The 25,938-nt window shown below is 60.2% G+C and carries 24 protein-coding genes and 1 pseudogene; 14 read left to right on the top strand and 11 right to left on the bottom strand.

Annotated features, from left to right (window positions below; all coding sequences use genetic code 11):
• The 12 genes and pseudogenes from Q7T10_RS02320 to Q7T10_RS02270 all read left to right on the top strand — a co-directional run bounded on the left by Q7T10_RS02320 (window position 1) and on the right by Q7T10_RS02270 (window position 13,603).
• Entirely contained in the window at window positions 1-804 is an 804-nt protein-coding gene (locus Q7T10_RS02320) for a type II secretion system protein (RefSeq protein WP_304745472.1), read from the top strand.
• Window positions 801-1,199: a hypothetical protein gene (locus Q7T10_RS02315; RefSeq protein ID WP_304745470.1), complete on the top strand. Its 399-nt coding sequence runs from the start codon at window positions 801-803 to the stop codon at window positions 1,197-1,199. The genes Q7T10_RS02320 and Q7T10_RS02315 overlap by 4 nt, the downstream gene beginning before the upstream one ends.
• A pseudogene (locus Q7T10_RS20765) lies at window positions 1,162-2,025 on the top strand (hypothetical protein); the annotation flags it as partial. The gene Q7T10_RS02315 and the pseudogene Q7T10_RS20765, both read left to right, overlap by 38 nt.
• Complete coding sequence (locus Q7T10_RS02310) at window positions 2,026-5,370, top strand: DUF6701 domain-containing protein (protein WP_304745468.1); 3,345 nt, start codon at window positions 2,026-2,028, stop codon at window positions 5,368-5,370. It abuts the pseudogene before it with no gap.
• Between the two features lie 172 nt (window positions 5,371-5,542).
• Window positions 5,543-6,640: a hypothetical protein gene (locus Q7T10_RS02305; protein ID WP_304745466.1), complete on the top strand. Its 1,098-nt coding sequence runs from the start codon at window positions 5,543-5,545 to the stop codon at window positions 6,638-6,640.
• 36 nt (window positions 6,641-6,676) lie between these two features.
• Complete coding sequence (locus Q7T10_RS02300) at window positions 6,677-7,363, top strand: PilN domain-containing protein (RefSeq protein WP_304745464.1); 687 nt, start codon at window positions 6,677-6,679, stop codon at window positions 7,361-7,363.
• Window positions 7,360-8,004: a hypothetical protein gene (locus tag Q7T10_RS02295; RefSeq protein ID WP_304745462.1), complete on the top strand. Its 645-nt coding sequence runs from the start codon at window positions 7,360-7,362 to the stop codon at window positions 8,002-8,004. Before Q7T10_RS02300 ends, Q7T10_RS02295 begins: the two co-directional genes overlap by 4 nt.
• Entirely contained in the window at window positions 8,004-8,426 is a 423-nt protein-coding gene (locus Q7T10_RS02290; RefSeq protein ID WP_304745460.1) for a hypothetical protein, read from the top strand. Before Q7T10_RS02295 ends, Q7T10_RS02290 begins: the two co-directional genes overlap by 1 nt.
• 32 nt (window positions 8,427-8,458) lie before the next feature.
• Window positions 8,459-10,243, top strand: coding sequence for a pilus (MSHA type) biogenesis protein MshL (locus Q7T10_RS02285; RefSeq protein ID WP_304745458.1), 1,785 nt, complete (start codon window positions 8,459-8,461; stop codon window positions 10,241-10,243).
• Window positions 10,243-11,175 carry an ExeA family protein gene (locus tag Q7T10_RS02280; protein WP_304745456.1) on the top strand — a complete coding sequence of 311 codons (933 nt, stop codon included), beginning with the start codon at window positions 10,243-10,245 and terminating at the stop codon, window positions 11,173-11,175. Before Q7T10_RS02285 ends, Q7T10_RS02280 begins: the two co-directional genes overlap by 1 nt.
• Window positions 11,172-12,332 carry a tetratricopeptide repeat protein gene (locus tag Q7T10_RS02275; RefSeq protein ID WP_304745454.1) on the top strand — a complete coding sequence of 387 codons (1,161 nt, stop codon included), beginning with the start codon at window positions 11,172-11,174 and terminating at the stop codon, window positions 12,330-12,332. The genes Q7T10_RS02280 and Q7T10_RS02275 overlap by 4 nt, the downstream gene beginning before the upstream one ends.
• Window positions 12,333-12,364: 32 nt before the next feature.
• Window positions 12,365-13,603 (top strand): HD-GYP domain-containing protein, encoded by a 1,239-nt coding sequence (locus Q7T10_RS02270; protein ID WP_304745452.1) that lies wholly within the window; start codon window positions 12,365-12,367, stop codon window positions 13,601-13,603.
• A gap of 9 nt (window positions 13,604-13,612) precedes the next feature.
• Here the strand turns inward: Q7T10_RS02270 and Q7T10_RS02265 are convergent, their stop codons facing one another.
• The 6 genes from Q7T10_RS02265 to Q7T10_RS02240 form a co-directional block, all read right to left on the bottom strand.
• Entirely contained in the window at window positions 13,613-14,317 is a 705-nt protein-coding gene (locus tag Q7T10_RS02265) for a glutathione binding-like protein (protein WP_304745450.1), read from the bottom strand.
• A 101-nt stretch (window positions 14,318-14,418) separates the two neighbouring features.
• Entirely contained in the window at window positions 14,419-15,693 is a 1,275-nt protein-coding gene (locus tag Q7T10_RS02260) for an acyl-CoA dehydrogenase family protein (protein WP_304745448.1), read from the bottom strand.
• A gap of 63 nt (window positions 15,694-15,756) precedes the next feature.
• On the bottom strand, window positions 15,757-16,842 hold the full coding sequence (locus Q7T10_RS02255) for a phosphotransferase (RefSeq protein WP_304745445.1): 1,086 nt from the start codon (window positions 16,840-16,842) through the stop codon (window positions 15,757-15,759).
• Window positions 16,843-16,866: 24 nt separating this feature from the next.
• Entirely contained in the window at window positions 16,867-17,586 is a 720-nt protein-coding gene (locus Q7T10_RS02250) for a Crp/Fnr family transcriptional regulator (protein ID WP_304745443.1), read from the bottom strand.
• A 92-nt stretch (window positions 17,587-17,678) separates the two neighbouring features.
• Entirely contained in the window at window positions 17,679-18,458 is a 780-nt protein-coding gene (locus tag Q7T10_RS02245) for an oxepin-CoA hydrolase, alternative type (RefSeq protein ID WP_304745441.1), read from the bottom strand.
• 16 nt (window positions 18,459-18,474) lie between these two features.
• Window positions 18,475-19,995: a 3-hydroxyacyl-CoA dehydrogenase gene (locus Q7T10_RS02240; RefSeq protein ID WP_304745439.1), complete on the bottom strand. Its 1,521-nt coding sequence runs from the start codon at window positions 19,993-19,995 to the stop codon at window positions 18,475-18,477.
• Between the two features lie 117 nt (window positions 19,996-20,112).
• Between Q7T10_RS02240 and Q7T10_RS02235 the strand changes: the two genes are divergently transcribed.
• Window positions 20,113-20,772 (top strand): glutathione S-transferase, encoded by a 660-nt coding sequence (locus Q7T10_RS02235; RefSeq protein ID WP_304745437.1) that lies wholly within the window; start codon window positions 20,113-20,115, stop codon window positions 20,770-20,772.
• Window positions 20,773-20,784: 12 nt separating this feature from the next.
• On the opposite strand, the gene Q7T10_RS02230 is transcribed toward Q7T10_RS02235, so the two are convergent.
• The 4 genes from Q7T10_RS02230 to lexA all read right to left on the bottom strand — a co-directional run bounded on the left by Q7T10_RS02230 (window position 20,785) and on the right by lexA (window position 24,108).
• Window positions 20,785-21,984 carry an MFS transporter gene (locus Q7T10_RS02230; RefSeq protein WP_370653711.1) on the bottom strand — a complete coding sequence of 400 codons (1,200 nt, stop codon included), beginning with the start codon at window positions 21,982-21,984 and terminating at the stop codon, window positions 20,785-20,787.
• On the bottom strand, window positions 21,981-22,988 hold the full coding sequence (locus Q7T10_RS02225) for a D-2-hydroxyacid dehydrogenase family protein (RefSeq protein WP_304745435.1): 1,008 nt from the start codon (window positions 22,986-22,988) through the stop codon (window positions 21,981-21,983). Before Q7T10_RS02225 ends, Q7T10_RS02230 begins: the two co-directional genes overlap by 4 nt.
• A gap of 82 nt (window positions 22,989-23,070) precedes the next feature.
• The gene (locus tag Q7T10_RS02220) at window positions 23,071-23,412 is read right to left on the bottom strand and encodes a hypothetical protein (protein ID WP_304745433.1); all 342 of its coding nucleotides are present in this window, start codon (window positions 23,410-23,412) and stop codon (window positions 23,071-23,073) included.
• Window positions 23,413-23,433: 21 nt separating this feature from the next.
• A complete protein-coding gene (gene lexA / locus Q7T10_RS02215; RefSeq protein WP_304745431.1) occupies window positions 23,434-24,108 on the bottom strand; it encodes a transcriptional repressor LexA in 675 nt (224 codons plus the stop codon).
• Between the two features lie 99 nt (window positions 24,109-24,207).
• Here lexA and Q7T10_RS02210 point away from each other — a divergent pair, with 99 nt between their 5' ends.
• Window positions 24,208-25,212 (top strand): asparaginase, encoded by a 1,005-nt coding sequence (locus Q7T10_RS02210; RefSeq protein WP_370653710.1) that lies wholly within the window; start codon window positions 24,208-24,210, stop codon window positions 25,210-25,212.
• 32 nt (window positions 25,213-25,244) lie between these two features.
• On the opposite strand, the gene adk is transcribed toward Q7T10_RS02210, so the two are convergent.
• Window positions 25,245-25,901 (bottom strand): adenylate kinase, encoded by a 657-nt coding sequence (gene adk, locus Q7T10_RS02205; protein WP_304745426.1) that lies wholly within the window; start codon window positions 25,899-25,901, stop codon window positions 25,245-25,247.
• Window positions 25,902-25,938: the final 37 nt, after the last annotated feature.

The raw sequence follows: 25,938 nt of genomic DNA, 5'->3' as shown, positions 1-25,938 counted from the left end.
ATGCGCCAAAAAACACTTCAGCGCGGTTTTACCCTGGTCGAATTGATCATGGTGATCGTCATCATGGGTGTCATCGGCGGTATCGTGGCGGTCTTCATGAAAAGCCCGATTGACGCCTATTTCGACAGCGCCCGGCGCGCGGCCCTGACCGACGTGGCTGATACGGCCGTGCGGCGCATGGGGCGCGATATTCGCAAGGCCTTGCCCAACAGCATTCTGAATCCGAACAACCAATGTCTTGAGTTCATTCCCACCAAGACGGGCGGCCGCTACCGCGCCGATGTCGATGCGGCCGGGAATGGCGACACGCTGAATTTCGCGGCGGCGGATACATCTTTCAACATGCTGGGGAATAACGGCGATCTCCCGGCAGACCAGCAAATCCGGGTGAATGACGTCATCGCGGTTTACAACCTCGGAATCAACGGCGCAGACGCTTACGCGGCGGACAATACTGCGGTGGTGTCCGGTGTGGTGGATGGAACAGAGACGGCGATCACCATTGCCAGCAAGCAATTCCCACTGGCGTCGGGCAGCAACCGGTTTCACGTGATTCCGGCTGGCGAGAACGTTGTTGCCTATGTTTGCAGTGGTGGCAACCTCCGTCGCACAACCCGGGCATTCGCAGGCGCTGCCTGCCCGGCCACCGGTGCCATCCTGGCCAGAAATGTGGGTTCATGCGACTTTGTCTACAACGGCTCTGATTTGCAGCGCAACGCACTGGTGCAGTTGGGCATCACCTTCACGGACAGTGGCGAGACCGTGAGCCTGTACCACGAAGTCCACGTCAACAACACGCCATGATTCGCACTTACCCAGCTCAGCGCGGCTTTGCCGCTATTGCGGCGATCTTTCTGGTGGTGGTGCTGGCGGCGCTGGGTGGATTCATGTTGACCTTTTCCAACACGCAGCAACTCACGTCGGCGCAGGATGTGCAGGGCTCCCGCGCCTATTGGGCGGCGAGAGCCGGCCTGGAGTGGGGCATCGGCAGCGTGGTGAGCGCATCAGCATGCCCCGCAGCCTCCACTGTCGCAAATATTGACGGGTTCAGCGTGGTGACAACGTGTGCCGCGCAAGGCTACAACGAGGGTGGCGTCACCAAAACCATCTACAGATTTCAGTCGATAGCTTCAGCCGGTGGTGCTGTGGGCGGGGTCGGTTATGTTGAGCGCAGCTTGTCTGCGTCCATGGAAAAATGAAACTGACTTACACCATATTTCACTATTGCACGTTGTATTTGCGCGGCACACAAACAGCCATCAGGAATGCCTCATGACTACATTCAGCCGAACACCGTTGAAACGTGGTCTGCGTCACTTTTTGCTCGTTTTCTGTGTCTCTTTGTTTCTCGCTGGTATCCCACTGGCGCAGGCTGCGACGGTCGCATTCACCAGTTCAGGAAGCTGGATCGCCCCGGCAGGGGTGACCTCCGTCACTGTTGAGGCTTGGGGCGGCGGCGGCGCGGGGGGCGGGCAGAACCTGAGTTCAGATGGCGGCGGCGGTGGCGGTGGCGGCGCGTATTCAAAGGCGGTTGGCATTGGTGTCACTCCGGGAACTAGTTACGCAGTCACAGTGGGAGCAGGCGGCGCCGGTGTCGTCGGCGGCACGGGTGGCGTGGGAGGGGATTCTTTCTTTATCAACACGACCGCTGTGCTGGCAAAAGGCGGCGCTGGAGGAGCGCCTTCTACTGGCACCCCACCAGCTGGAGGCTCGGGTGGAGACGCTGCATCAGGCGTAGGGTCGACAAAGTACTCCGGTGGCGATGGGGGCGTGGGACGGGATAACAATGGGGGGCGAGGCGGGCCTGGCGGCTCCTCCGCGGGAGTGGCGGCAAATGGCACCAATGGCCCCACCACATGGTCTACGACGAATGCTGCTGCGGCTCCCGCGGGGGGGGGTATCGGCGGCAATGGTGCACTTGAGGGTGTCAATGGACTTGCACCGGCTTCAGGCCGGGGCGGCGGTGGTGGCGGGTCGGGAGACGGAAATAGCAGGATCGGGGGAGGCGGATCCTCGGGAATGGTCGTGATTACCTATGTCGACGTTCCCACTGTTGTCACGGATGCTGCAACCCTGATTTCGCCCACAGCTGCAACACTCAATGCAACGGTCACCAGCGACGAGAATGCCAATACAACGGCCACATTCGAGTATGGATTGACGATGGCCTACGGAAGTACGGGTATTGCCGCGCAAAGTCCGGTGGCGGCAGGCGCATTGAACACCCCGGTTTCGGCTGCGGTGACGGGCTTGACTGCCAATACCCTCTATCATTTCCGCGCCAGCGGCGTCAATAGCACTGGAACTGCCAATGGTGCCGATCGAACCTTCACGACGCTGCCGCCTCAACCTCCCACCTTGACCAAAACCGCCAGTTCGGCGTCGGTGGTGGTAGGTGATGTGATGACGTTCACGGTCGTTCTTGACAACCCGAGCGCAGCCGCATTGAACAGCGTGACGGTCAGTGATATTTTGCCGGCAGGAATGAGCTATGGCACCCACGTGGCTTCGCTCGGCACGCTCAATGTGGTCGGGCAAACGCTCACCTGGAGCATTCCTTCGGTACCCGTTGGCGGAAGCGCAACTCTCACCCTGGCCGTGTCATTGACTCAGCAAGGGGTGTTGACCAACACGGTCACGTCGACCGGCATCACCTCGGCCAGTGCCTCTGTTCTGGTGTTGGCAGGTGCTGTGACGCACTTTCGTCTTGATGAGCCGGCGGGTTCCTGGACGGGGGCTGCAGGTGAGGTCATTGACAGTGGGACCACGGGCCTGCATGGCAAGCGGCTAACGACGGCTACTCCAACAACGACCAATGAAGTTGTACCCAGTTCAACCATTGCTTCTCAATACTCCTCCGTCGTTGGCGGTTTCTGCAACGCGGCCCAGTTTGATGGCAAAGCCGTGGTCCAGGTCGCTGACAGTCCGTTGTTTGACTACACCAAAACGCTGTCAGCGTCCGCCTGGATCTACCCCACTGCCTATCCCACCAGCGATCTCTACTCAATTCTTTCGAACGATGTCAACTACGAGTTTCACTTGAATACTTCAGGGAAATTGTATTGGTGGTGGAACGCCTCGACCCTGACCTCAGCTGCCACGATTCCATTGAATCAGTGGACCCATATTGCCATCACCTTCGACTCGACTGCTGGCCGGCAGCGCATCTACATCAATGGTGTGCAGGACAGCAACACTAATAACTGGACGGGCACCCTTCAGGCCAACGCGTGCAACTTCTATATCGGCGGGGACGTTGCAACAGGCTCGTGCAATCTTCTACCTGCGCGTAATTTCCGTGGAATGATCGACGAAGTCAAGCTCTACAACACGGCTCTGAGTGCGGCCGAAGTTCAGGCCGACATGACCCTGGGACGATCCTGTTCGGGGACCTACGATCACATTCAGATTGAGCATGACGGATCGGGCTCGGTCTGTACCCCTGAAACCGTGACGGTGAAGGCTTGCCTGAATGCCAGTTGTTCTACCCTCTATCCTGGCGCTGTGACGGTGCAGCTCTCCCCGGCGGGATGGGTCGGCGGCAATACATTTACCTTCTCTGGCGGCATTGCCAGCCGTCAGCTCAGTAATGGCAGCGCCGGCAATGTGACTTTGGGGACGGTCAGTGCATCACCCTTGCCCGCGAATAGTGCCAGGTGTTTCATTGGTTCGACAGAATCCTGCACTTTGAGTTTTGCCAATGCATCGTGTAGCTTTGATGCGGTTGAGCCTGCTGCTGCTCCTCAAACACGCATTTTCACCAAGCTCGCTGGAACGCCTTTCAATGTTGATCTCCTGGCCTTGAGCAGCGGCACCACCATCAACGCGGGCTATACGGGAACGGTGGCGGTTGATCTGGTCGACACGACCACCTCGGCCTGCCCAACGGGAAGTGGACTGAGCGCCGCTGCCAACATTGCTTTTGTCAGCAGCGACAGTGGCCGCAAGCAGGTCGCATTCACTTATACCCAAGCCGCCGCCAATGTCCGGGTTCGCATGAAGGCCGGAGCGGCTGCGGCAGCCTGCTCTACCGACAACTTTGCGATACGACCTGCGCAGCTTACCGTCGCGGCTCCGGTCATGAATAATACGGGACTAACGGGGACTCCACAGGCTGTCGCTGGCTCCACCTTCACGCTGGAGGCAAACGCTGGCGTAGCTGCTGGTTACGCTGGAACGATACCAACGCTGGATGCCAGCAAGGTCAAGGATCACAACAATACCGTGATCGCGACAGGCACACTGTCAGGTGTTTTTTCTGCTGGCGATGGCATCAAGGCGAGTGGTACGACGTTCAAGTACCTTGATGTAGGGAGCATCCAGTTAGCAGCTGATGCTGTCATCGACGGCAGCTTCACCAGCGTGGATCAAACAAACGACTGTATTGCCAACAGCACTTCGAACACTCTTTCCGCTGCTGGCAAGTATGGCTGCAACATAGGCAGTGCGGTATCAGGCAAGTTCGGACGTTGGCACCCCAGTCATTTCTCGTTTTCCGGTGCTTTGACGGCAAGTTGTGTGGCGGGTGGCTATACGTATATGGATCAGGATGCCTTGGGCGTGGTGCTGGCATTGAAGGCGCATGCGTCCAGTGGTGCCACAGCATCGGCTTCTGATCCGGTCGCAAGTCGCTATACCTCTGGTTACACCAATCTCGCAGGTGTCACCATTAGTGGCGACAACAGTGGGACCGCCGTTGCTGTAACCCGGCTCACAAACCCTGCCTTTCCAGTGATGCCTGATACCTCGTCGTGGTCTGCGGGGCTATTCCAGATTAGCGATAGCTACATGTTCACAAAGCTGGCGGCCCCCGATGGACCGTATGATTTTTTCAAGCTTAGGGCGGCCGTGAGTGATCCGGACGGGGGCTCGCTGATTGGTTCTTTAGCTCAACAGGAAACCAATACGACAAAAATCCGGTATGGTCGGTTGCGGCTGCAAAACGCTTATGGTTCTGAGTTGCTGGCACTGCCTGTGCCACTGGAAGCGCAGTACTGGACGGGCAACTATTACGCCGCCAACGGTGCAGACAATTGCACAGTGATCCCCATTTCCAGTATTACGATGGGAAATTATCTGAAGCAACTCAATGCGTGTGAGACCCAGCTGTCTCCGGCTGGCAATGTGACAATGGTCGCAGGAAAGTTGCCTGGCACGGGTTTGGTTTTGACCAAACCGGGTGCGAACAACGCGGGCAGCGTTGACCTCGCGATCAACGTCAGCGGCATAGCGGCGGGCAACACCTGTGTTGGCGCAGCGCAGTCTGCCGCAACCGCTGCCAACATGCCCTGGTTTGGCCCCAACCAGGGTGCGCGTGCGACCTTCGGCATTTACCGGTCGCCCCTGATCTACCGACGTGAAAACTATTGAAACGTCTGTTAGTTCCGAATTCATTGAACAATCTGCGACACTCGCTTGATTGTTGCCCCGGTTGCGTCATCAGCTATTAAAATCAGAGCAAATTTGTACTGCGTCTCATCGTTCCCATGACTGAAATCCTGACACACATTGCCTTGCCCCTGCCACAGGAGGTCGTCTGACCATGCGCTGGCCGTGGAGGCGTCAGGGTTCGGGTGATCACCTGGTCGTCTCCTGGTCTGCTCAAACGCTTGCCTACGTGCTCGCGCGCTCAGGCGCGGATGGCGTGTATGAGGTGCTCAAGTTCGGCGTGGAACGGCAGGGTGCTGACAGCATGGAAGACTTTGCGCGTCGTCTTCAGGGCTTGGGGCTCAAGGGCCTGGATGCCAGCATCATGTTGCGTCCAGAGCAATACCAGTTGCTGCAGATCGATGCACCAGCGGTGCCTGCGGAAGAGCTGCGTTCGGCTGCCCGTTACCAGATTCGCGAGATGCTCGATACGCATGTGGACGACGTCACGCTCGATGTGATGCGGGTGGGCGATGGTCAGCAAAAAGGTGCAGGACATCTCTTTGTGGTGGCCGCGACCAATTCGGTGATACGCGGGGTTCTTGGCCTGGGCGACGCCATGCATTGGACAGTCGCGGTGATCGACGTTCTGGAAACCGCACAACGCAATCTTCAGAGTGCCCTGGCAGCGCATGATGGCCGTGCAGACCGTGCCAACGCCGCCCTGGTCCTGGTTGACGAGCATCAGGCGGTGCTGACCATCAGTGCCAATGAAGAGCTGTTCTATACGCGGCGACTTGAGCTGCCAGAAGGTTTTCTGGCGGGGTCCTGGGCACAGGGTGACGATGCGGCTGCTGGGCACGCCGATTCCACCAGATCCTTCACGCCGGTGGATGAATACGTGCCCGATTACAGCGTGGGCGGCGTCTCCTACGGCAATGACTACACCGACACCCGTACCGTGCACACGCCATCAGTGGCCGGTGGCGCCGGGGAGGATGAAAAGGCGCAGCGCTTTTTGGTTGAGGTGCAGCGTTCGCTTGACGTGTGGGACCGCTCATGGTCCAGCATGCCTCTGAATGGCGTGCGGGTCTATGCGGGCGAGCGCAGCCCGGAACTGTCAAAGTGGCTCGGGACCCAACTCGGGCAGTCGGTGGTGCCCATGGACGTCAAGGCCCTGTTTCCTGGATTTGAGGGCGGGGCTGTCGGGGACGAGGCGCTGTGCCTGCCTCTGCTGGGGGTTCTGATGCGGACCGAAAGCCGCAAGCTCTGAATTCACAAGACGATTACCCGGACACCTTCTGCCACCATGCCCCAGCAAATCAATCTCTGCACCCCGATTCTGCTAACGCAAAAGCGTTACTTTTCGGCGCAAACCATGGTGCAGGCGTTGGCCGTCTTTGTTCTCCTGGGGGGCGCCCTGTGCGCCTACTGGATATGGAACCTCAATGCGGCCAGTGACGGATTCAGGAAAACGCTGGCGTCGCAGTCGCGCGAGCTTGAAAGTCTGCAATCAGCGATACAAAAAGGCAAGGCGGGCGCCGGCCCGCTCGAAGCAGTCTTGACGCAAGAACTTCAGGGTCAACGGGCTGAATTGCTTCAGCGCGAAAAATTGATGGAGGAACTGCAGCGCGGCCTGTTCGCGCCTGGCTGGGGACATTCGGCCCGGCTGCAGCTGCTCGCCCAAAGCATTCCGGTACAGGTCTGGATCACGGAGGTGAAGGCCGATGAGAATCAGCTCGATGTCAGTGGCTTTACCCTTGAGCCAGCGGCGCTCAATGAATGGGTGGGCAAGCTTGCGGCAAGTCCCCTCCTGAAAGGGCAAAAGCTCTCAACCGTCAAGGTGGAGAACGCCAGCGCGGCAATGATCAAGGCCGTGGTGGGTGGTTCGGCTGGTGCACTGTCCACCGCATCCCCTGCGCCGCGCGCCGTGTGGTCCTTTAGTCTGGTCAGCGCTGTTGGCAATCCTTCCACGGCGGCGGGGAGCAAGCCATGAAGCGCTGGTGGGAAACGATGTCTGCGCGCATCAATGCGTTGAGTCTGCGCGAACGTGTGTTCTTGTTCCTGTCGGTCATTGCCTGCAGCATGGCTCTGGCCGATGTGGTGTGGCTGTCGCCAGCGCAGGTGGCGCACAAGCAGTTAACCCAGCGATTTGCGACGCAAAGTGCTGAGCTGCAACGAGCCCGTGATGAATTGAAGACCATTGCCCAGCCGCTGGATACGGGCAAAGCGTTGCGCGATGAAATCGTTGTCGTGAAGGCTCGTCTGGATACCGTAAACCAGAATATCAAAAACTCGTTGCCGGCGGCAACCGGTGAGACGCCCCTTGCGCAAGTGTTGACCCATTTCCTGCGCCGCCATGACGGGTTGACACTGGTACGCACCTCCGCGGTGGCCCCCGAGGCTGCCATTGCCAAAACGCAAATTGCGGGAACAGGCGCTGGCCCGGTGCCCGTTGGGCTTACGAAGCAAGGAGTGGAGTTGACAGTGTCTGGGCCCTACCCCGAGTTGACGCGATACGTTCAGACGCTTGAGAAGGCGCTGCCGAATGTGCGTTGGGGGGCAATGAAGGTCAAGAGCGAAAAGCTTCCTCCCGAGTTGACGTTGCAATTATTTTTGGTTGGGGTGCAGCCATGATGCAGTTCTGCAAATCGGCCATTGCACGGATGCTGGCGCTGGGCTGGCCTGTTGGTCTCTTGCTGGCCGTCTCGTTGGGTACCGCTGATGCACAGAGTCTGCGTGACCCTACTGTGCCTCCGGTTGAGGCGGGCCTTGGCAACGCCGGGCCGGATGCGAAGCCCTTCAGTGCTGAGCCGGGGGCCATGACCGTCATCGTTCGCAATGGACGCCCCCATCTGGTTGTCGGGACCCGGCTTTATGCGGAGGGTCAAATGCTCGGCCGTGTTCGCATCGAACGCATCACCGAGACCGAAGTCTGGCTGCGCGAAGGCGGCGTGTTGCGCAAAGTGTCCCAGTTCTCTGGTATCCAGCGCCGCACGGCGGCACCTTCCTCCAAGACATCTTCCCCCGTCGCACCTCGTACCGGCGTTCAGCCGTGAGGTCCATCTCAATGACTCGAAATGCCCACATCATGATTGACATTATTGAAAACAAACAGACGGGGCACACCGGATCGACGCGGTCGTTCGCCATGTCCGCCCTGTGTGCTGCACTGGGTGTGGGTATGCTCGCCGGCTGTGCCGCGGATCGGCCGCTGCGAACGCCTGATGTGAGTGCGACCGTTCGCGCCGACCTGCCAGCGGACGCGGCCGCCAAGCCGGTCGCTGTGCCGTCGCGTATCAGTGACGCGCTGGCGGAACCCGCGCCGCCGGTCGTGCTGCTGCCCCCTGAGCCCCGGCTGGATCTGCTGGTCAACAATGCCCAGGCACGTGAGGTATTTTTGGCGATCGTGGCGGACACGCGCTACAGCATGTTGATGCATCCGGATGTGGCCGGCACCCTGTCAGTGACCCTGCGCGGCGTGACGGTGGCTGAAGCGCTGGAGGCAATTCGCGATGTGTATGGCTACGATTTCAAGATGGAAGGCCGCCGCATCACCATCTATGCGCCTACCCTTCAGACCCGGATTTTCACGGTTAATTACCCGAACTCCCAGCGTGTCGGCAACAGCGAGTTGCGCGTGGCGTCCGGTGCTGCGCTCCAGTCCGTTACGTCAGGCAGTTCTGCGACACCTTCGCCCACGCCCGCATCGGGCAACGGTCAGCAGCCCGAGAGCAGCCGCGTCCTGACTACCAGCAAAACTGATTTCTGGGCAGAGCTTGCGGGCGCGGCGCGGGGTCTGATTGGCAGCGGTGAAGGGCGCAGTGTCATCATCAGCCCGCAAGCCGGCATCATGGCAGTGCGGGCCATGCCGGATGAATTGCGTCAAGTGGACAAATTCCTCAAGGCGGCGCAGATTGCCGTCGAGCGGCAAGTCATGCTGGAAGCCAAAATCGTTGAAGTGGAGTTGCGTGACGGTTTTCAAAGCGGCGTGAATTGGGCGGCTTTTGGTACCGAAGGGTCGTCTACCCTGGTCGCTGGCGTGTTGGGCAGTGGCGTTGCCACGACGAACCCCCTGCTGCAGAACGGGAACACCGTTTTGCCTGGTGTTGTGCCAATTCCGTCGGTGGCCGCCGGCGGTGGCTTGTTTGGTCTGGCTTTGGCGACCAGCAGGTTTGCAGCCGTATTGGGATTTCTGGAAACGCAGGGTGATGTTCAGACGCTGTCCAGCCCCCGGGTGGCCACTCTCAACAACCAGAAGGCTGTGTTGAAGGTGGGATCCGATGAGTTTTTTGTGACGGGTGTTACCGGGGGATCCACGACGGTAGCGTCATCGAATACGGGTGCGACGATCACGTCCCCCACCATTGCGCTGACGTCATTCTTCTCCGGCATTTCGCTTGATGTCACCCCCCAGATTGATGACGGCAGCAATGTCACCTTGCACGTTCATCCCTCTGTCACGACCGTCACGGAAAAAACCAAGCAGGTTGATTTGGGCAGCATCGGCAATTACCGTTTGCCGCTGGCGTTCAGCAGCGTGAATGAGACGGACACACTGGTGCGAATTCAGGACGGCAGCATTGTGGCCATCGGCGGGCTGATGCAGATGGAATCCAGCCGAAGCGCATCCGGTGTGCCGGGCACGACTGACCTGCCTGTTCTGTCTTCATTGTTTGGCAACCGGGCCAACACCGGGCGAAAAAAAGAGGTGGTGGTACTGATCAAACCAACCATCATCCGCACGGCGCAGGACTGGGAAGCGCAAACTCGCCGGACACGCGCGGCGCTGGATGACATGGATGCTGTGCGCGCGCGGGTCATTCGCATTGATGGCACCGTGGATGACTCCAGGTCAAGAAGTCTTGTGAAGTGATGTATTCGCGGCATTTTTCCTTGCGGGAGGCGCCGTTCTCCATCACGCCGGACAGTGCCTTTTTTTACCCACACGAAGGCGCGCAGGCGGCGCTCAACATGCTCCTGGTCGCGCTGCGCAGTGGTGAAGGCTTTCTGAAAATTGTGGGGGAGGTCGGTTGCGGCAAGACGGTGTTATGCCGGCAGTTGCTCAACACCCTGCAGGGCGAATGTGTCACGGCCTACATACCCAACCCGGACATGGGTCCCGATGATCTGCTGATGGCATTGACCCATGAGTTGAGTGTTGATGTGGCGCCGCCCCTGAACCGGCACACCGTCCTCAACGCGCTGCGCGGCTGTCTTTTGAAGCACGCCGAGACGGGTCGCCCCGTGGTGGTGTGTATTGATGAGGCGCAGGCGATTCCCTTGCGTACGGTGGAGAGTCTTCGCCTGCTGTCGAACCTGGAAACAGAAAAACGCAAGTTACTGCAGATTGTTTTGCTGGGGCAGCCGGAACTCGACGAGAAGCTGTCGCGCCCCGAGATTCGGCAGCTGCTGCAACGCATCACCTTCAGCGAATACCTCGGGCCGATGATGGCCCAGCGGGTACCGGCCTATCTGGCGCATCGCATGGCCACGGCAGCGCTAAGCAACGCCACGGATACCAAGGTGTTTGAGGCCGATGCCGCGCAGGCTATCGCCCGCTTTAGCGGGGGGGTGCCGCGGCTCATCAATGTGCTGGCACACAAGTGCCTGATGCTGGCGTATGGTGAGAACGAGCACCGCGTGAACGTGCGCCATGTGCGCCTGGCTGCCGCCGAAACCCCGGGCGTGCTGGCAGCGGTGCCGTGGTGGTCCCGATGGAAGCGTGTCGGACGCAGCAAGGGGGCAGGAGACACAAAGGCGTCGGCCAGGCAGGTTCAAGATCATCATTCCGGAGGGTCGCTGTGAGTGTGATCAACAAAATGCTGCGTGACCTTGACAGCCGCCAGGCTGCGGACACGGGGCCGGTTCAATCCCGCGAACCGCACGCCGATATGGCGCGCGGCACGCGGATCGTGAACGATGCCGAACGTGCCAGACAGAGGCGTGGTTCACCGAGCATCGCAATTCTGGCGGTCGTCGCCGTCATGGTGCTGGGTGGGGCAGCTGGCGCGTGGTGGTTCCTGAATCAGGGTGCCTCCCCGCAAGCCCGGGTCGAGCAGGTGAAGGGGGTGCCGATAGCTGCAACGGCCCCATCCGCGATCGTCGCGACGACAGGCGCCGTTCCCGCCGTTGCGCAGAAAGAGGTCGAACAAGTCATCGCGACCAGTCCTGGGGCCACCGCCGTCGAGATGACCAACGGGCTGCCAAAGTCGGCCGCCGTCGCACCGCCTGTGACGGCAAAGTCAGCTGCTTTTGAATCGCGTGCGCCAGCGGCTGTATCCTTGAAGATGGACAATACCTTCAAGGGCGTACCGCGCGTTGACGCGGCAGCCAGCCCCAACGCGGTCGGCGCACCGCAACCTTTGCCTGAGCGGGCATTGACGGAGCGAGCACCTGCGTCGCCTTCAGCCGTTCCCGCCGCTGCCACGGTTGTGCCGCCCAGTCCCCCGCGCCAATCGCCCGCACTGGAAGCATTGGCACAGGCGCAAAGCCTCTGGAATTCGGGTTCTCACGACGCAGCCATTGATCTTCTGCGCGAGGCGCTGACCGTTGCCGAACGGGCAAATCTTGCCGGCTCGTCTTCCGGCAACAATTCGGTATTGGCCTCGCTGGCCCGCGAACTGGCACGCATGGAACTGGCGCAGGGGCAGGTGAGCCAGGCGCTGGCAATGCTGACGCGTCTGGAGCCGGCCTTGTCTGGTTTTGCCGACGTCTGGGCGGTACGGGGCAATGCGGCGCAGCGCCTGGGGCGCCACCAGGAGTCTGCGGCGGCCTATTTGATGGCCCTGAAACTGCGACCGGACGAGCCACGCTGGATGCTGGGCGCAGCGGTCTCGCTGGCAGCCCAGGGGCAAACCGCCGCTGCGGCGGAGTTGGCCGAGAAGGCCCGCGCCGGCGGTGTGCTCAGTCGCGAAGTGGCCGCATATCTTCGGCAACTGGGTGTTCCGCTGCGTGAGCGCTGACGTCCAAACTCTTGCAAGTATCCGTACCCCACATGCTTAAACGTATCAGCGTTGATCAACTCACCTTGGGAATGCATCTCAAGGAGTTCTGCGGCTCCTGGATGGAGCATCCGTTTTGGCGTTCGGGATTTGTCCTGACCGATCCCAAAGATATTGAAGCCATCTTGAGCAGCAGTATCAAGGAGGTTTGGATTGACTGCGACAAAGGCCTGGATGTTGCTGCCGGAGAAGCCGCTGTTTCCGAGGCGGAATCCGAAGCCCAGGTTGAAGCTGAACTGGAGCAGGTGGTCAACGAGCAGCGGCAAATCGCCCCGGTTTCTGCCGCTCTGGAAATTGAGCGTGCGACCAGAATCTGCCAGCAGGCCAAAAAGGCGGTGGTCTCCATGTTTGAAGAAGCACGCATGGGCAACACCGTGGACGTGGGCGGCGCGAAGCAGCTGGTCGAGGAGATATCGGATTCGGTTTCCCGCAACCCTGGCGCGCTCATCAGCCTGGCCCGGCTCAAGACGGTGGACGACTACACCTACATGCATTCGGTGGCCGTCTGCGCCATGATGGTGGCGCTGTCCAAGCAATTGGGTTTTGATGATGCCCAGACGCGATCGGCCGGTCTGTCTGGGTTGTTGCACGATCTGGGCAAGGCAGTCATGCCGATGGCCGTGCTGAACAAGCCGGGCAAACTTACGGAAGCCGAGTTTGCCATCATCAAGAGTCACCCGGTGGAGGGGCACAAGATGCTGCTGCGCGGCGAAAATGTCGATCCCATGGTGCTGGATGTCTGTCTGCATCACCATGAGAAGACCGATGGTTCGGGGTATCCCAAGGGTTTGAAGGGCGACGAGATCAGTCTGTTCGCCAAGATGGGCGCGGTGTGCGACGTGTATGACGCCATCACATCCAATCGACCCTACAAGTCGGGCTGGGACCCGGCAGAGTCCCTGCGCAAGATGGCCGAATGGGCCAACGGTCATTTCGATCCCAAGGTTTTTCAGGCCTTTGTGAAGAGCATGGGCATTTACCCCGTTGGCTCGCTGGTTCGACTGACCTCCGGGCGCATTGGTGTCGTGGTTGAGCAGACCGGCAAGTCATTGACGACACCGAGCGTCAAAGTGTTCTTTTCCACCAAGTCAAACATGCGCATCGTGCCGCAGGTCATCGATCTCTCCCGTCCGGAGACCATCGAAAAAATTGCCGGTCGTGAAGATCCGGAAAAATGGCGTTTTCCCGATCTCAATGAGTTGTGGTCAGGGCTGCCCAAGGCGCCGTGGTGAGGTGTTGCTTCAACGCGCCTGATACTGCGTCTTGCCGAACAGGATGTCGCGCGCCTTGTCGTCAGTGATGGGTTTGCGAAGATCCGCCAGCACGGCGACGCCACGCTTCACGGCGGGCCGCTGCGCGATCTTGTCAAACCAGACTTTGAGCTGCGGGTAGTCCGCCCAGTCAATGCCCTGGTTTTGCCAGCTCCGTAGCCACGGGAAGATGGCAATGTCCGCAATGGAATAGCTGTTGCCGGCCATGTAGCGGTGCCGGGTCAGCTGTTGGTTCATCACCCCGTAGAGCCGTTTGGCTTCGTTGGTATAGCGGTTCACCGCATACTCGATTTTCTCGGGTGCGTAAATGCGGAAATGGTGGGCCTGTCCCAGCATGGGGCCAACGCCGCCCATCTGGAACATGAGCCACTGCAGCACTTCGAATTTCTGGCGGTCGCTCTTTGGCAGGAACTTGCCGGTCTTGGCGGCAAGGTACAACAGGATGGCGCCGGACTCAAACAGGGCGATTGGCTTGCCGTCCGGACCCTGAGAGTCGACCAATGCCGGAATCTTGTTGTTGGGACTGATCTTCAAGAACTCCGGCTTGAACTGGTCGCCGGCGCCAATATTGACGGGGTGAACCTGCCAGTCACGCCCCAGCCGGTACCCACACTCTTCCAGCATGATGTGGACCTTGTGCCCGTTCGGGGTGGGCCAGGAATAGAGATTGATCATGAGACGCCTCTTTCAAGAGTAATAGCGCTCTAGCCCACGTGGAATAAGCGCTACCAGCTATCAAAACAAGAGCATCGACCGGATGGCCGATGCTGGACTCATTAGCAGCCGCGTGTCACGGGCATCTCGACGGGCTTGGGGCTGGCCGCGTACTTGCCCAGTTCCATCTTGGCGATGGAGTTGCGGTGTACTTCGTCCGGGCCGTCGGCAAAACGCAGTGTGCGTGCATTGGCATAGCTGTAAGCCAGCGGAAAATCATCACACATGCCGCCGCCGCCATGCACCTGCATCGCCCAATCGATCACCTGGCAGGCCATGCTGGGCGCCACCACCTTGATCATGGCAATCTCGTTCTTGGCAAACTTGTTGCCGGCTATGTCCATCATCCAGGCGGCCTTGAGCGTCAGCAGGCGGGCCATGTCGATCTTGCAGCGGGACTCGGCAATGCGTTCCTGGGTCACGGTTTGCGAGGCAACGGTCTTGCCAAAGGCAACCCGCGCCGTCGCGCGTTTGCACATCAACTCCAGGGCGCGTTCCGCCAGGCCAATCAGGCGCATGCAGTGGTGGATGCGTCCAGGGCCAAGGCGCCCTTGTGCGATCTCAAAGCCGCGGCCTTCGCCCAACAAGATGTTGGATACAGGCACCCGCACGTTCTCAAACAGGACTTCCATATGGCCATGCGGCGCGTCGTCATAGCCCATCACATTGAGCGACCTGACGACGGTAATACCCGGCGTATTGGCGGGCACCATGACCATGCTTTGCTGCGAATGGCGCGGCGCATCCGGGTTGGTCTTGCCCATGGTGATGTAGACGGCACAGCGCGGGTCGCCAGCGCCGGAGGTCCACCACTTGCGACCGTTGATGACGTAGTCATCGCCCTGGCGCTCGATACGCGTTTGAATGTTGGTGGCGTCACTGGAAGCCACTTCGGGCTCGGTCATGGCGAAAGCGGAGCGGATCTTGCCTTCGAGCAAGGGCTTGAGCCAGCGCGCCTTGTTTTCCTCCGAGCCATAGCGGGCGATGGTCTCCATGTTGCCGGTGTCGGGGGCGGAGCAGTTGAAGACTTCGCTGGACCACATCACGCGGCCCATGATTTCGGCCAGCGGCGCGTACTCCTGGTTGGTCAGGCCGGCACCGGAGTAGCCGGAGGCCGCAGCACTGTCCACCGGCAGGAACAGGTTCCACAAGCCGGCAGCCTGCGCCTTGGGTTTGAGATTTTCAATGGTTTGCAGTGGCGTCCAGCGTTTGCCAGCCGCTGTGTTGGCCTCAATCTCGGCGTGGTAAGCACCTTCGGATGGATAGATGTGCTCGTCCATGAAGGACTGCAATCTGCCTTGAAGGTCTTTCGTTTTGGGTGAGTAGTCAAAGTCCATGGGATCTCCGTTTGTGTCAGGTTGATAGGTGTGTGGGTTGAAGGCGTCAGGGGGACACTTGAGTCATGTTTTTTGTGCGAAACGCCAGGCCATCTGCGCCAGCGGCTTGGCCCCGGCCGCCGAGCTCACGGCCTGCGCGCTGGCGGCGGTGCCGGCTTCCACACGCTTGGCGATGCCCTGCAAAATGGCGGCAATGCGGAACAGGTTGTAGGCCATGTAGAAATTCCAGTCAGCCTTGAGCGCGTCGGGTGTGGTCAGGCCAGTTCGTTCGCAATACAGCCGGATGTACTCGTCTTCCGTGGGAATGCCCAGGCTGGCCACGTCGAGCCCGCCAATGCCGCGAAATGACCCGGGTGGGATGTGCCAGGCCATGCAGTGGTAGCTGAAATCGGCCAGCGGGTGCCCCAGCGTTGACAGTTCCCAGTCCAGCACCGCCAGAATGCGCGGCTCGGTGGGGTGAAACATCAGGTTGTCCAGCCGGTAGTCACCATGCACGATGCTGACCATGTGCTCGGCCCGGGCCATCGCCGGAATGTGCTGCGGCAGCCACGCCATGAGCTTGTCCATTTCTTCAATCGGCTGGGTGATGGAGGCGACGTATTGTTTGCTCCAGCGGCTGATCTGGCGGTCGAAGTAATTGCCGGGTTTGCCGTAACCGGCCAGCCCCCGTTCTGCGAACTTGACGGTGTGCAGGGCGGAGATGACGCGATTCATCTCGTTGTAGATCGCGCCGCGCTCGGGCTTCGTCATGCCCGGCAGGGTCTGATCCCAGAGGATGCGGCCCTGCATGAATTCCATGATGTAGAAAGCCCGGCCAATGACGGCTTCGTCTTCGCACAGGCAGTACATGCGAGGCACCGGCACATCCGTGCCATGCAAACCCGTCATGACGGCAAACTCGCGCTCTATCGCATGCGCGGACGGAAGCAATTTGGCAACCGGGCCAGGCTTGGCGCGCATGACATAGCTCTGCGTCGGCGTGTTGAGCTTGTAGGTGGGGTTGGACTGGCCACCCTTGAAGGACTCCACAGTCAATGTACCCGCAAAGCCGGGCAGATTCCCGGTCAGCCAGGTGGACAGGGCGGCGATATCAAACGCCTGTTTGTCGGAGACGGGTTGGGTGCCGACGAAATGATCAAAGTCGCTCATGGTCTTGTACTTCTTTTTGCTGTGCTAGTTGTCGGACTCAATGATGCGCATCAAGGCTTCCCGGTTGCGAATGACCAGACCACCGGGTTCGATGCGAATCGCTTCTTCGCGCTCCATGGCCTTGAGTTCCTGATTGACACGCTGGCGTGAAGCGCCCAGCAACTGCGCGAGTTCTTCCTGCGCCAATTGCAGGCCGATGCGCATTTCGCGTCCATCGCTGAGAGACGGTACACCGTAGCTGCGAACCAGATGCAGCAACTGCTTCGCCAGTCGCGCGCGCAGCGGCAGGGTGTTGAGGTCCTCGACCAGACCGTACAACTGCCGGATGCGACGCGCATGCAGGCGCAGCAGGGCTTCGTATAGCTCCGCGTGAGCCGCGAGAATCTTCTTGAAATCGGCTCTGGCCACGCAGAGGATCGTGCTGTCGCCATGCGCATAGGCATCGTGGGTGCGGCGATCGCCGTCGAAAATGGCCACATCGCCAAACCAGATGCCCGGCTCCACATAGGCCAGCGTAATCTGCTTGCCGGAAATGGACGTGGAGCTCACCCTTACTGCGCCACGCGCGCAGGCAATCCATTCTTCCGGCGGCTCGCCGCGGGCACATATGAGTTCGCTGTCTTTGTAACGCTTGACGTAGGCGCATCGGAGAATGTCGTGCCGCAGTGACGGGGAGAGGGTTGAAAACCAGCGACCGGAGTTGATCGCCTCGCGTTCGTCGATGGTAAGAATAGGATCGTCCATGGCCTGTCCTGTGGGTGACTGAAAACGTCCCCATTGTCGCGCGTGCGACGATCACTTTGGCTAGGGGTTGTCACCTGCGTGTCTGCAGCTGACTATTCGAAACGCGGTGTCGTCTTGGTCAAAAACGCCGAAATGCCAATGCCCGCGTTGACATGGTGAAGGTTGCGCACGAAATGATCACGCTCGCGTGCCAGCTGCTCGACCAGCGTGGTGTGGGCCGCATCATTGATCAGCGTCTTGATGCTCGCGAGCGCGTTGGGCGCCCGTTCGTTGAGGCGGGCCGCCAGAGTCAGCGCCTCAGACAACGCGGTGCCGGGTGGCGTCACCCGGTTGACGAGCCCTAGGTCATGCAGCCGTTGCGCCGTCACTCGCTCGCCGCACATCAACAGTTCCGTCACCAGTTGGCGGGGCAGGGCGCGCGCCAGACTCCAGCTGGCGCCGCCGTCCGGTGAGAGGGCGATGTTGCTGTACGCCATGACGAATACCGCGTTGTCGGCGGCCACCACGAAGTCGCAGGCGAGCGCGAGGGAAAACCCCGCACCTGCGGCAGCGCCTTCGACCGCTGCAATGACGGGCTTGGGAAAGGTCCGGATGGTTTCGATCCAGTTGTGCAAAGCCTCAATGCTCTGTGCCTGGACGCTTGCGGGCTGCTGGCGGTTGGCCTGGAGTCGTTGCAGGTTGCCGCCAGCGCTGAACAGGTTGCCTTCGCCGACGATGACCACGGTGCGTATGTCGGCAGAGCGCTCGGCCAGGCTCAGGGCCTCGATGCCTTCCGTATAGATTTCCGGCCCCAAGGCATTGCGGTGTTCGGGATTGGAGAGTGTCAGTACCAGCGTTTGGCCCTCGCTGCTCCGTTTGAGTTCGGCTGTCATGCTCGGGCGCTCCCCTTTATTCTTCTTCGTGCAACAGGCTCAGGCCAATGGCGCCGCGACGGCGCAACCAGGGACTCGGACGATAGCGCGGATCGCCATACACGGTCTGCATGTTGAACAGCACTTCCAGCACGTTGGTGGGGCCATAAAGGTTGCCCATGGCCAGTGGCCCCATTGGGTAACCCAGGCCCAGGGTGACCGCGGTTTCCAGATCGGTGGGCGAACAGATGCCTTGCTGACACATGTCGGAAGCAATGTTGACAATGGTCGCTACCACGCGTTGGGTGACAAATCCGCCGCTGTCCCTGATCACGCTCACCGCCTTGCCATCACGCGCCATCAGGGCGTGGGCTGCGCGGCGCATATCCGTCCGGGTAGCGGGGTTGGTAGCCAGCACACGCCGACGGGTGGTGGCGTCGTCTACCAGCATGTCAATGCCGATGGTGCGCGCCGGGTCGAGCCGCTCGACGACGGCCACCGTGGTCACGTCAAAACCCAGCGGTGCCACAAAGGACAGAGCCTGCGGGGAGGGTGATGCGCCGGTCTCGATTCTTGCCCCGAGGTTCTTGAGCAGCAGCAATAACTCTGATTTGCGCGCGGCCCGGGGCGATACCCACACCGGCGGCATCTCGTCGACCTGCGGCACAGGCTCCTCCGGGCTGATCTGGGCGGTGCCGCCGTCGTAGCGATAAAAACCCTCGCCCACCTTTTTCCCCAGAACGCCCCCGGCCAGGCGCTGCGCCGTGATCACACTGGGCCGGTAACGCGGCTCCTCAAAGTACTGGTGATAAACCGACTCCATCACGGGATGGGAAACGTCCAGCCCTGTCAGGTCCATCAATTCAAACGGCCCGAGCTTGAAGCCGACCTGGTCTTTCAGAATGCGGTCAATGGTGGCGAAATCTGCCACGCCTTCACTGACGATGCGCAGCGCCTCGGTGCCGTAGCCACGACCGGCGTGGTTGACAATGAAACCAGGGGTGTCTTGCGCCTGCACCGGCGTGTGCCCCATTTGTTGCGCGTAAGTCGCCAGATCAGCGCAGACACTGGCGCCGGTCTTGAGCCCGGCGATGACCTCCACGACTTTCATCAACGGGACCGGGTTGAAAAAGTGGAAGCCGGCAAACTGCGCCGGTCGCTTGAGCCGTGCCGCGATGGCGGTGACTGACAACGACGAGGTGTTGGTGACCAGCACCGCGCCCGGGTGAACCAGGTTCTCCAGTTCGACGAACAGACTGGCCTTGATATCCAGGCGTTCAACCACGGCCTCCACAATCAGGTCGCAGCCTGACAGGGCGGTGAGCGAATCCGCACATTGCAGACGGGATTTGTACAAGGCGGTCTGGGTGGCGTCCAGACGGCCTTTCTCGCACAGCTTGTCCCATTGCGCGAAAACATTGGTCTGCGCTGCGCGAGCGGCATCAAGCTGCATATCAAAAAGCAGTACGGTGCTGCCGGCCTGCGCTGCAATCTGGGCAATGCCCCGTCCCATGGCGCCAGCACCGACGATGCCGACATGTGAAAAAATTGGTTTCATGCGATGAATTATGACGTGGCCGCCAGCGGCATTCTGTGCACTGCGTTGTGGGAATATCATGGGCGGCCGTGCCGATTTGGTTACGGATAAGTTGTTCCACCCAACACTTCAAATGCCATGACTCTCAAACTCTGCGGTTTTTCGGCCAGTAACTACTACAACAAGATCAAACTCCAACTCCTGGAAAAGGAAGTGGTCTTTGAGGAGGAACTGATCTGGACGGGCGAGGCGCACGCCAAGCTGATTGACCGATCGCCGTTGGGTAAGGTGCCGTTCCTGGACACCCGGGATGGTCCGATTTCGGAATCGATGGCTTGCGCCGAGTACATTGAGGCGAGCTATCCCAGTCACAGCCTCTTGCCCGCCGACCCTTATGCAGCGGCCAAGGTGCGTGAGTTGATCATCTACAGTGAATTGCATCTGGAACTGGTCGCGCGCCAGCTTTATCCAGAGGCGTTCTTCGGCGGCAAGGTCAGCGATGGCACCAAAGAGCGAACCCGCCAGCTGTTGCTCAAAGGCATTGCCGGCTTTGCCAAGCTTGCCAAATTTACACCGTTTGTGGCAGGCCCGGAATTCACGCTGGCCGACTGCGCGGCCATTGTTCACTTGCCACTGGTGTCGAGCGCCAGCAAGATAATCTACGGTGAAGACATGCTGGCCATGTTGCCGGTGAAAGACTACATCCGGGCGATGGGCGAGCGCGCGACCGTGCGAACGGTCAATGCCGATCGCAAGGCCAGTACCGAGATCATGCTGGCGGCGCGTTCAGCCAAATAGTCCAGCGCCAGTTCACGCTGCGCGGGCTTTCCGTGCGTGTGCGCGGGTCGCCAGCCAGCTGAGCACCATGGCCACCAGCAGGCCTGCCAGTCCGGCCCAGTGCAGCATGGACATCTTCCCCTGCGCAATCAACCAGCCCCCGCTGGCGGCTCCTGCCGCCTGGCCCGCGTACATGGCCGAGGTGTTGAGTGCAATCGAGCCGGATGCCAGGGTTGGCGCAATACTGGAAAGGCGCGCTTGCTGCGCCGAATTGGCAGAAAAGCAGCCCAGGGCCCAGGGAATCAGCACCAGCGCCGTCAACGTCAGGCTGGAGCCCAAAGGCCACAGTGCGAGGCTCAGGGCCATGCTGCCCACTGCCACAAAAACAGTCCGGGATGCGCCCAGCCGTTCGATATTGCGGGACACCCAGAGGTTACCCAGGAAGCCGAAGGCGCCGAACCAGGCAAACATCAGGCTCAGTTGCGTTGGCGTGATGTTGAAATTGGTTTTGTAATAGGGCGCGAAATAGGAAAACAGCACAAACTGCCCGGCGGAGTAGAAGGCCGTCACGGCGACGCACAGCATCAGCGGTTTCGACTGCAGCGTCTCACGCCAGGTCGCCAATGAGAAGGCGGCCGGCTTGACGCCATCCGGCATGGCGCGCCAGACCCACGCCGCACTGAGGAACGCCAGCAACCCGACCGCCGTGAAGGCGTAGCGCCAGCCCATGGTTCCCCCGATCCAGGAGCCCAATGGCATGCCGAGCACGGATGCCACAGACCAGCCCAGAAACACCAGGCTGATGGCCTTGCCGCGTTGGTGCGGTGGCACCAGGACGGCAATGCAGGCGGCGGCCTGAGGCGTGAAAATCGCAGGCGAAATGACCGTCAGGACACGAACGACCAGCAGCGAGGCAAAAGTGGGCATGGTCGCGCTGAGCAGGTGCAGCGCACCGTACCAGACCATGGTGAGCGCCAGCAGACGCCGGCGATCGAAATCAGATACCACGGCCACCAGCAGAGGCGCGCCCAGGCACATCAACAAAGCCGCAAACGAGATGAGCTGACCGGCGACCGATACCGAGACGTTCAGCGAAGCGCTGATGTCATTGAGCGTGCCCGGCACCACCATGACCCCCGTGCCAATGACAAAATTGCCGAAGGTCAGTGCCCACAGCACGGATGGCATCGCTGCGGGGGCCACGGCAGGGGTCTTGACGGATGGCCCGTTCAACGACGAACCTGCAAGGCTCCCGGATTGACGATGTTCGTCGGGGTGCCTTTGATGAAGTTGATCACGTTGTCAAAGGCAGCGCCAAAGTACATCTCATAGCTGTCCTGCTCGACATAACCAATGTGCGGCGTACAGATGCAGTTCTCCAGCCGGAGCAGTGCGTGACCCTGCAAAATTGGCTCAGTCTCAAATACGTCCACCGCGGCCAGGCCGGGTCTGCCCCGGTTGAGTGCACCGATCAGGGCGTCGGGTTCGATCAGTTCAGCGCGCGACGTGTTCACGATCAGTGCGGTGGGCTTCATGCGTGCCAGATCATCCAGCGTGACAATACTGCGCGTTTCTTCCGTCAATCGAAGGTGCAGCGACAGCACATCGCACTGCGCAAAAAATTCCTCCTGGCTGATTGCCGCGTCAAATCCATCCAGAATGGCTCGTTCCCGCGAGGCTTCCCGTCCCCAGATCACCACGTTCATGCCAAAGGCCTTGCCGTAACCGGCCACCAGTTGTCCGATTTTTCCGTAACCCCAGATGCCCAACGTCCGGCCCCGCAGGACCGTGCCCAGGCTGAAGTTCGGGGGCATGGAACTCGACTTCAGGCCCGACTGTTGCCAGGCGCCATGCTTGAGATTGCCAATGTACTGCGGCAACCGCCGCATGGCCGCCATGATGAGAGCCCACGTCAGCTCGGCCGGTGCCACGGGCGAGCCAGAACCTTCGGCCACAACAATACCGCGCTCGGTACAGGCGGCCACGTCGATATGCGGACCCACCCGGCCGGTTTGCACAATCAACTTGAGCTTGGGCAGCTTCTCGATCAGCTGGCGCGGGATGTGTGTGCGCTCGCGGTTGAGAACAATCACGTCGGCATCTTTGAGCCGTACCGACAGTTGCCCCAGACCCTTGACCGTGTTGGTGTAAACCTTGGCTTGGTAGGCTTCCAGTCGGGCCGCGCAGGCGAGCTTTCGAACCGCATCCTGGTAATCATCAAGAATCACAATATTCATATGCCGTTATTGTGCCTTGGCTGATCTTTTCCCGGCAAGACGCTGGATTCCCTTCAAGCGAAGGTGCTTGCGGGGGTGCCGTTTAGTGCAGTGCGGCTTCGCGTGCCGCCAGACGGTCAAGTTCGGCGCACACGTCCGCCATGCGACCGGAAATCACCATCCGCCCGACATGGGCGGGTGTCTGTCCGGCTTCCAGAAAGCGCACAACTCGCAATGGCCTGGCGCAGGAAGTTTTTGATGTATTTTGCGGCTCGACCCGCGTGCAACGGGCGCTTGCAGCTATTGAATGTGTAGCAACTTCGCGGACACGCTTATCGGTACCTGTATGCCTTGACCGGCCCCGTGTGGCGGCGGGCATGAGCCAGCGCCACAGGCCTTGCAGTGGCGCCAGGACTCCGGGAACGGCAAATAGTGCAATGCTCATTTGAAACCTCTCGTTCTGTGTTTACATCAGCATGGTGTTGCGGATCAATCCCACAGCCAGACCTTCAATTTCAAATGGCTCCCCGGGTTCAACCACGATGGTCTGGTAATCAGGGTTTTCAGGGTGGAGCTCAATCAGGTCCTTGTTGCGCCGAAAGCGCTTGACCGTCACTTCATCACCCAGGCGGGCCACCACAATCTGGCCATTCTTGGCGTCTTTGGTGGACTGCACAGCCAGCAGATCGCCATCCATGATGCCGGCATCGCGCATGGACATGCCGCGCACCTTGAGCAGGTAGTCCGGTTTGCGCTGGAAGAGGCTGTTCTCCAGGTAATAGGTCTGGTCAATGTGCTCCTGCGCGAGAATGGGGGAACCCGCTGCGACCCGTCCAATCAGAGGCAAGGCCAACTGGGCCAGGCCAGGCAGCGACAAGGAGTATTGCTTGCTACGCGATTCATTGATGGAGCGCAGGGCGTCACTCTTGAGGCGGATGCCGCGCGAGGTGCCACTGACCAACTCAATCACGCCTTTGCGGGCCAGTGCCTGCAAGTGCTCTTCAGCCGCGTTGGCTGATTTGAAGCCCAGCTCGGTCGCGATCTCGGCCCGGGTTGGGGGCGCACCAGTGCGTGCGATGGCGCTCTGGATCAGGTCCAGAATCTGCTGCTGGCGGGCGGTAAGTTTGGGGCTTTCAAGCATGGCGACTCCTTTGAAGTACGATGGGCTTTACTGGTGGTCTATACACACTGTCTTGATATCCAGTAACTGTATTTTTAACCAGTTTCCGAAAGTTTGCAAGTGACCTCCACAAGTATTTTTGAAAAGATCGTTGTCTTGGGTACCGGTGGCACGATTGCCGGTACGGCTGCCAGCGGCGCAGACAATATTGGGTACACGGCCGCTCAAGTGGAGGTGGCGCAGCTACTGGAGGCTATTCCAGGCCTGTCTTCGGTGCTTGGCGGCCGGACGTTGGTGACGGAGCAAATCGCCCAGATCGACAGCAAAGACATGAGTTTTGCCGTCTGGCAGCAGCTGGCGCTGCGCGTGAGTTTTCATCTGGCCCAAGCCGATGTGAAGGGGGTCGTGATCACCCATGGCACCGACACGCTGGAAGAAACGGCCTATTTCCTGCATGCCGTGTTGCCCGCATCACAACGGGCAAGCAAGCCGGTGGTGTTGACCTGCGCCATGCGTCCGGCATCCAGCCTGACGCCAGACGGTCCGCAGAACGTGATGGATGCTGTGGCAGTTGCCATTGCCGCAGGGGCATGTGGCGTGGTGGCGGTGTGCGCCGGCACCATTCATGGCGCGGTGGAAGTACAAAAGGTGCATCCCTATCGACTCGACGCCTTCAGCTCAGGCGACGCAGGTCCTCTTGGCTATGTCGAGGAAGGATGCGTTCGTCTGGTGCGAAACTGGCCCGCAGGCCCCGCGGAATTTGCGCAGGAATCTATAGAAAAGATAGCGGGAGTGCGCGATTGGCCGTGCGTGGAGATCGTGATGAACTACGCTGGTGCCAGTGGCGCCCTCGTCGATGCCCTCCTGTCGAAGGATGGCGTGCAGCGTACGCCTGCGTCGCCAGTGGTGCGTGGGCTCGTCGTCGCCGCCACTGGCAACGGCACGGTTCATCGGGATCTTGAGGCAGCGTTGCTCCGGGCGCAGGCGGCGGGCGTGAAAGTCGTGCTTGCCACCCGCTGCATCAACGGGCGCTTGCTGCCTGCGCTGAGTGCCACTTTCCCCGACTCACAGGGCTTGTCGCCGGTGAAGGCGAGGGTGGCGTTGATGCTGGCTTTATTGCCGTGACATCACCACGATGGCACTGCTGGGCTCCGTGATTAACCCGCCAGCGCGGCAAACACCCGGGTGGTGATTTCGCTCACGTCACCGGTGCCGCTGATGGCACGGTACTTCGGCGCAGCGGCCGGGTCGGATTTTGCCCAGCTGGAATAGTATTCCACCAGCGGGCGGGTCTGGGCGCTGTACACGTCAAGCCGCTTCTTGACGGTTTCTTCCTTGTCGTCTTCGCGCTGAATCAGCGGTTCACCGGTCACGTCGTCCACCCGGGCCACTTTGGGTGGGTTGAATTTGACGTGGTAGGTGCGACCCGATGCCGCGTGCGAGCGGCGCCCGCTCATGCGCTCGATGATGGCCTCAAACGGGACGTCAATCTCCAGTACGTAATCCAGTTTGACACCGGCTGCCTTCATGGCATCGGCCTGCGGGATGGTCCGCGGGAAGCCGTCAAACAGGAATCCACCTGCGCAATCGGGCTGGGCGATGCGCTCTTTCACCAGATTGATGATCAGGTCGTCGCTCACCAGGCCACCCGCGTCCATGATCTTCTTGGCTTCAATGCCCAGTGGCGTGCCGGCTTTCACGGCGGCGCGCAGCATGTCACCCGTTGAAATCTGGGGGATGCCGTATTTCTGGCAGATGAAGGTGGCTTGCGTGCCTTTGCCAGCGCCGGGGGCGCCCAACAGGATGAGTCTCATGGATGTCCTCGGGATTTAATTGAAAATCAGATTGCAT

This window comes from Rhodoferax sp. (assembly GCF_030646845.1).
GTDB lineage: Bacteria > Pseudomonadota > Gammaproteobacteria > Burkholderiales > Burkholderiaceae_C > Rhodoferax.
This window is presented reverse-complemented; position numbering and strand designations above follow the sequence as displayed.

Excerpts from the sequence above, each read along its gene's own strand:
- Q7T10_RS02250 (WP_304745443.1), bottom strand. The coding sequence starts at position 17,586 with ATGGACGATCCTATTCTTACCATCGACGAACGCGAGGCGATCAACTCC.
- Q7T10_RS02235 (WP_304745437.1), top strand. The coding sequence starts at position 20,113 with ATGACTCTCAAACTCTGCGGTTTTTCGGCCAGTAACTACTACAACAAG.
- Q7T10_RS02320 (WP_304745472.1), top strand. The coding sequence starts at position 1 with ATGCGCCAAAAAACACTTCAGCGCGGTTTTACCCTGGTCGAATTGATC.
- Q7T10_RS02270 (WP_304745452.1), top strand. The coding sequence starts at position 12,365 with ATGCTTAAACGTATCAGCGTTGATCAACTCACCTTGGGAATGCATCTC.
- Q7T10_RS02305 (WP_304745466.1), top strand. The coding sequence starts at position 5,543 with ATGCGCTGGCCGTGGAGGCGTCAGGGTTCGGGTGATCACCTGGTCGTC.
- Q7T10_RS02300 (WP_304745464.1), top strand. The coding sequence starts at position 6,677 with ATGCCCCAGCAAATCAATCTCTGCACCCCGATTCTGCTAACGCAAAAG.
- Q7T10_RS02260 (WP_304745448.1), bottom strand. The coding sequence starts at position 15,693 with ATGGACTTTGACTACTCACCCAAAACGAAAGACCTTCAAGGCAGATTG.
- Q7T10_RS02265 (WP_304745450.1), bottom strand. The coding sequence starts at position 14,317 with ATGATCAATCTCTATTCCTGGCCCACCCCGAACGGGCACAAGGTCCAC.
- Q7T10_RS02225 (WP_304745435.1), bottom strand. The coding sequence starts at position 22,988 with ATGAATATTGTGATTCTTGATGATTACCAGGATGCGGTTCGAAAGCTC.
- Q7T10_RS02240 (WP_304745439.1), bottom strand. The coding sequence starts at position 19,995 with ATGAAACCAATTTTTTCACATGTCGGCATCGTCGGTGCTGGCGCCATG.
- Q7T10_RS02255 (WP_304745445.1), bottom strand. The coding sequence starts at position 16,842 with ATGAGCGACTTTGATCATTTCGTCGGCACCCAACCCGTCTCCGACAAA.
- adk (WP_304745426.1), bottom strand. The coding sequence starts at position 25,901 with ATGAGACTCATCCTGTTGGGCGCCCCCGGCGCTGGCAAAGGCACGCAA.
- Q7T10_RS02280 (WP_304745456.1), top strand. The coding sequence starts at position 10,243 with ATGTATTCGCGGCATTTTTCCTTGCGGGAGGCGCCGTTCTCCATCACG.
- lexA (WP_304745431.1), bottom strand. The coding sequence starts at position 24,108 with ATGCTTGAAAGCCCCAAACTTACCGCCCGCCAGCAGCAGATTCTGGAC.
- Q7T10_RS02315 (WP_304745470.1), top strand. The coding sequence starts at position 801 with ATGATTCGCACTTACCCAGCTCAGCGCGGCTTTGCCGCTATTGCGGCG.
- Q7T10_RS02220 (WP_304745433.1), bottom strand. The coding sequence starts at position 23,412 with ATGAGCATTGCACTATTTGCCGTTCCCGGAGTCCTGGCGCCACTGCAA.
- Q7T10_RS02290 (WP_304745460.1), top strand. The coding sequence starts at position 8,004 with ATGCAGTTCTGCAAATCGGCCATTGCACGGATGCTGGCGCTGGGCTGG.
- Q7T10_RS02295 (WP_304745462.1), top strand. The coding sequence starts at position 7,360 with ATGAAGCGCTGGTGGGAAACGATGTCTGCGCGCATCAATGCGTTGAGT.
- Q7T10_RS02245 (WP_304745441.1), bottom strand. The coding sequence starts at position 18,458 with ATGACAGCCGAACTCAAACGGAGCAGCGAGGGCCAAACGCTGGTACTG.
- Q7T10_RS02285 (WP_304745458.1), top strand. The coding sequence starts at position 8,459 with ATGATTGACATTATTGAAAACAAACAGACGGGGCACACCGGATCGACG.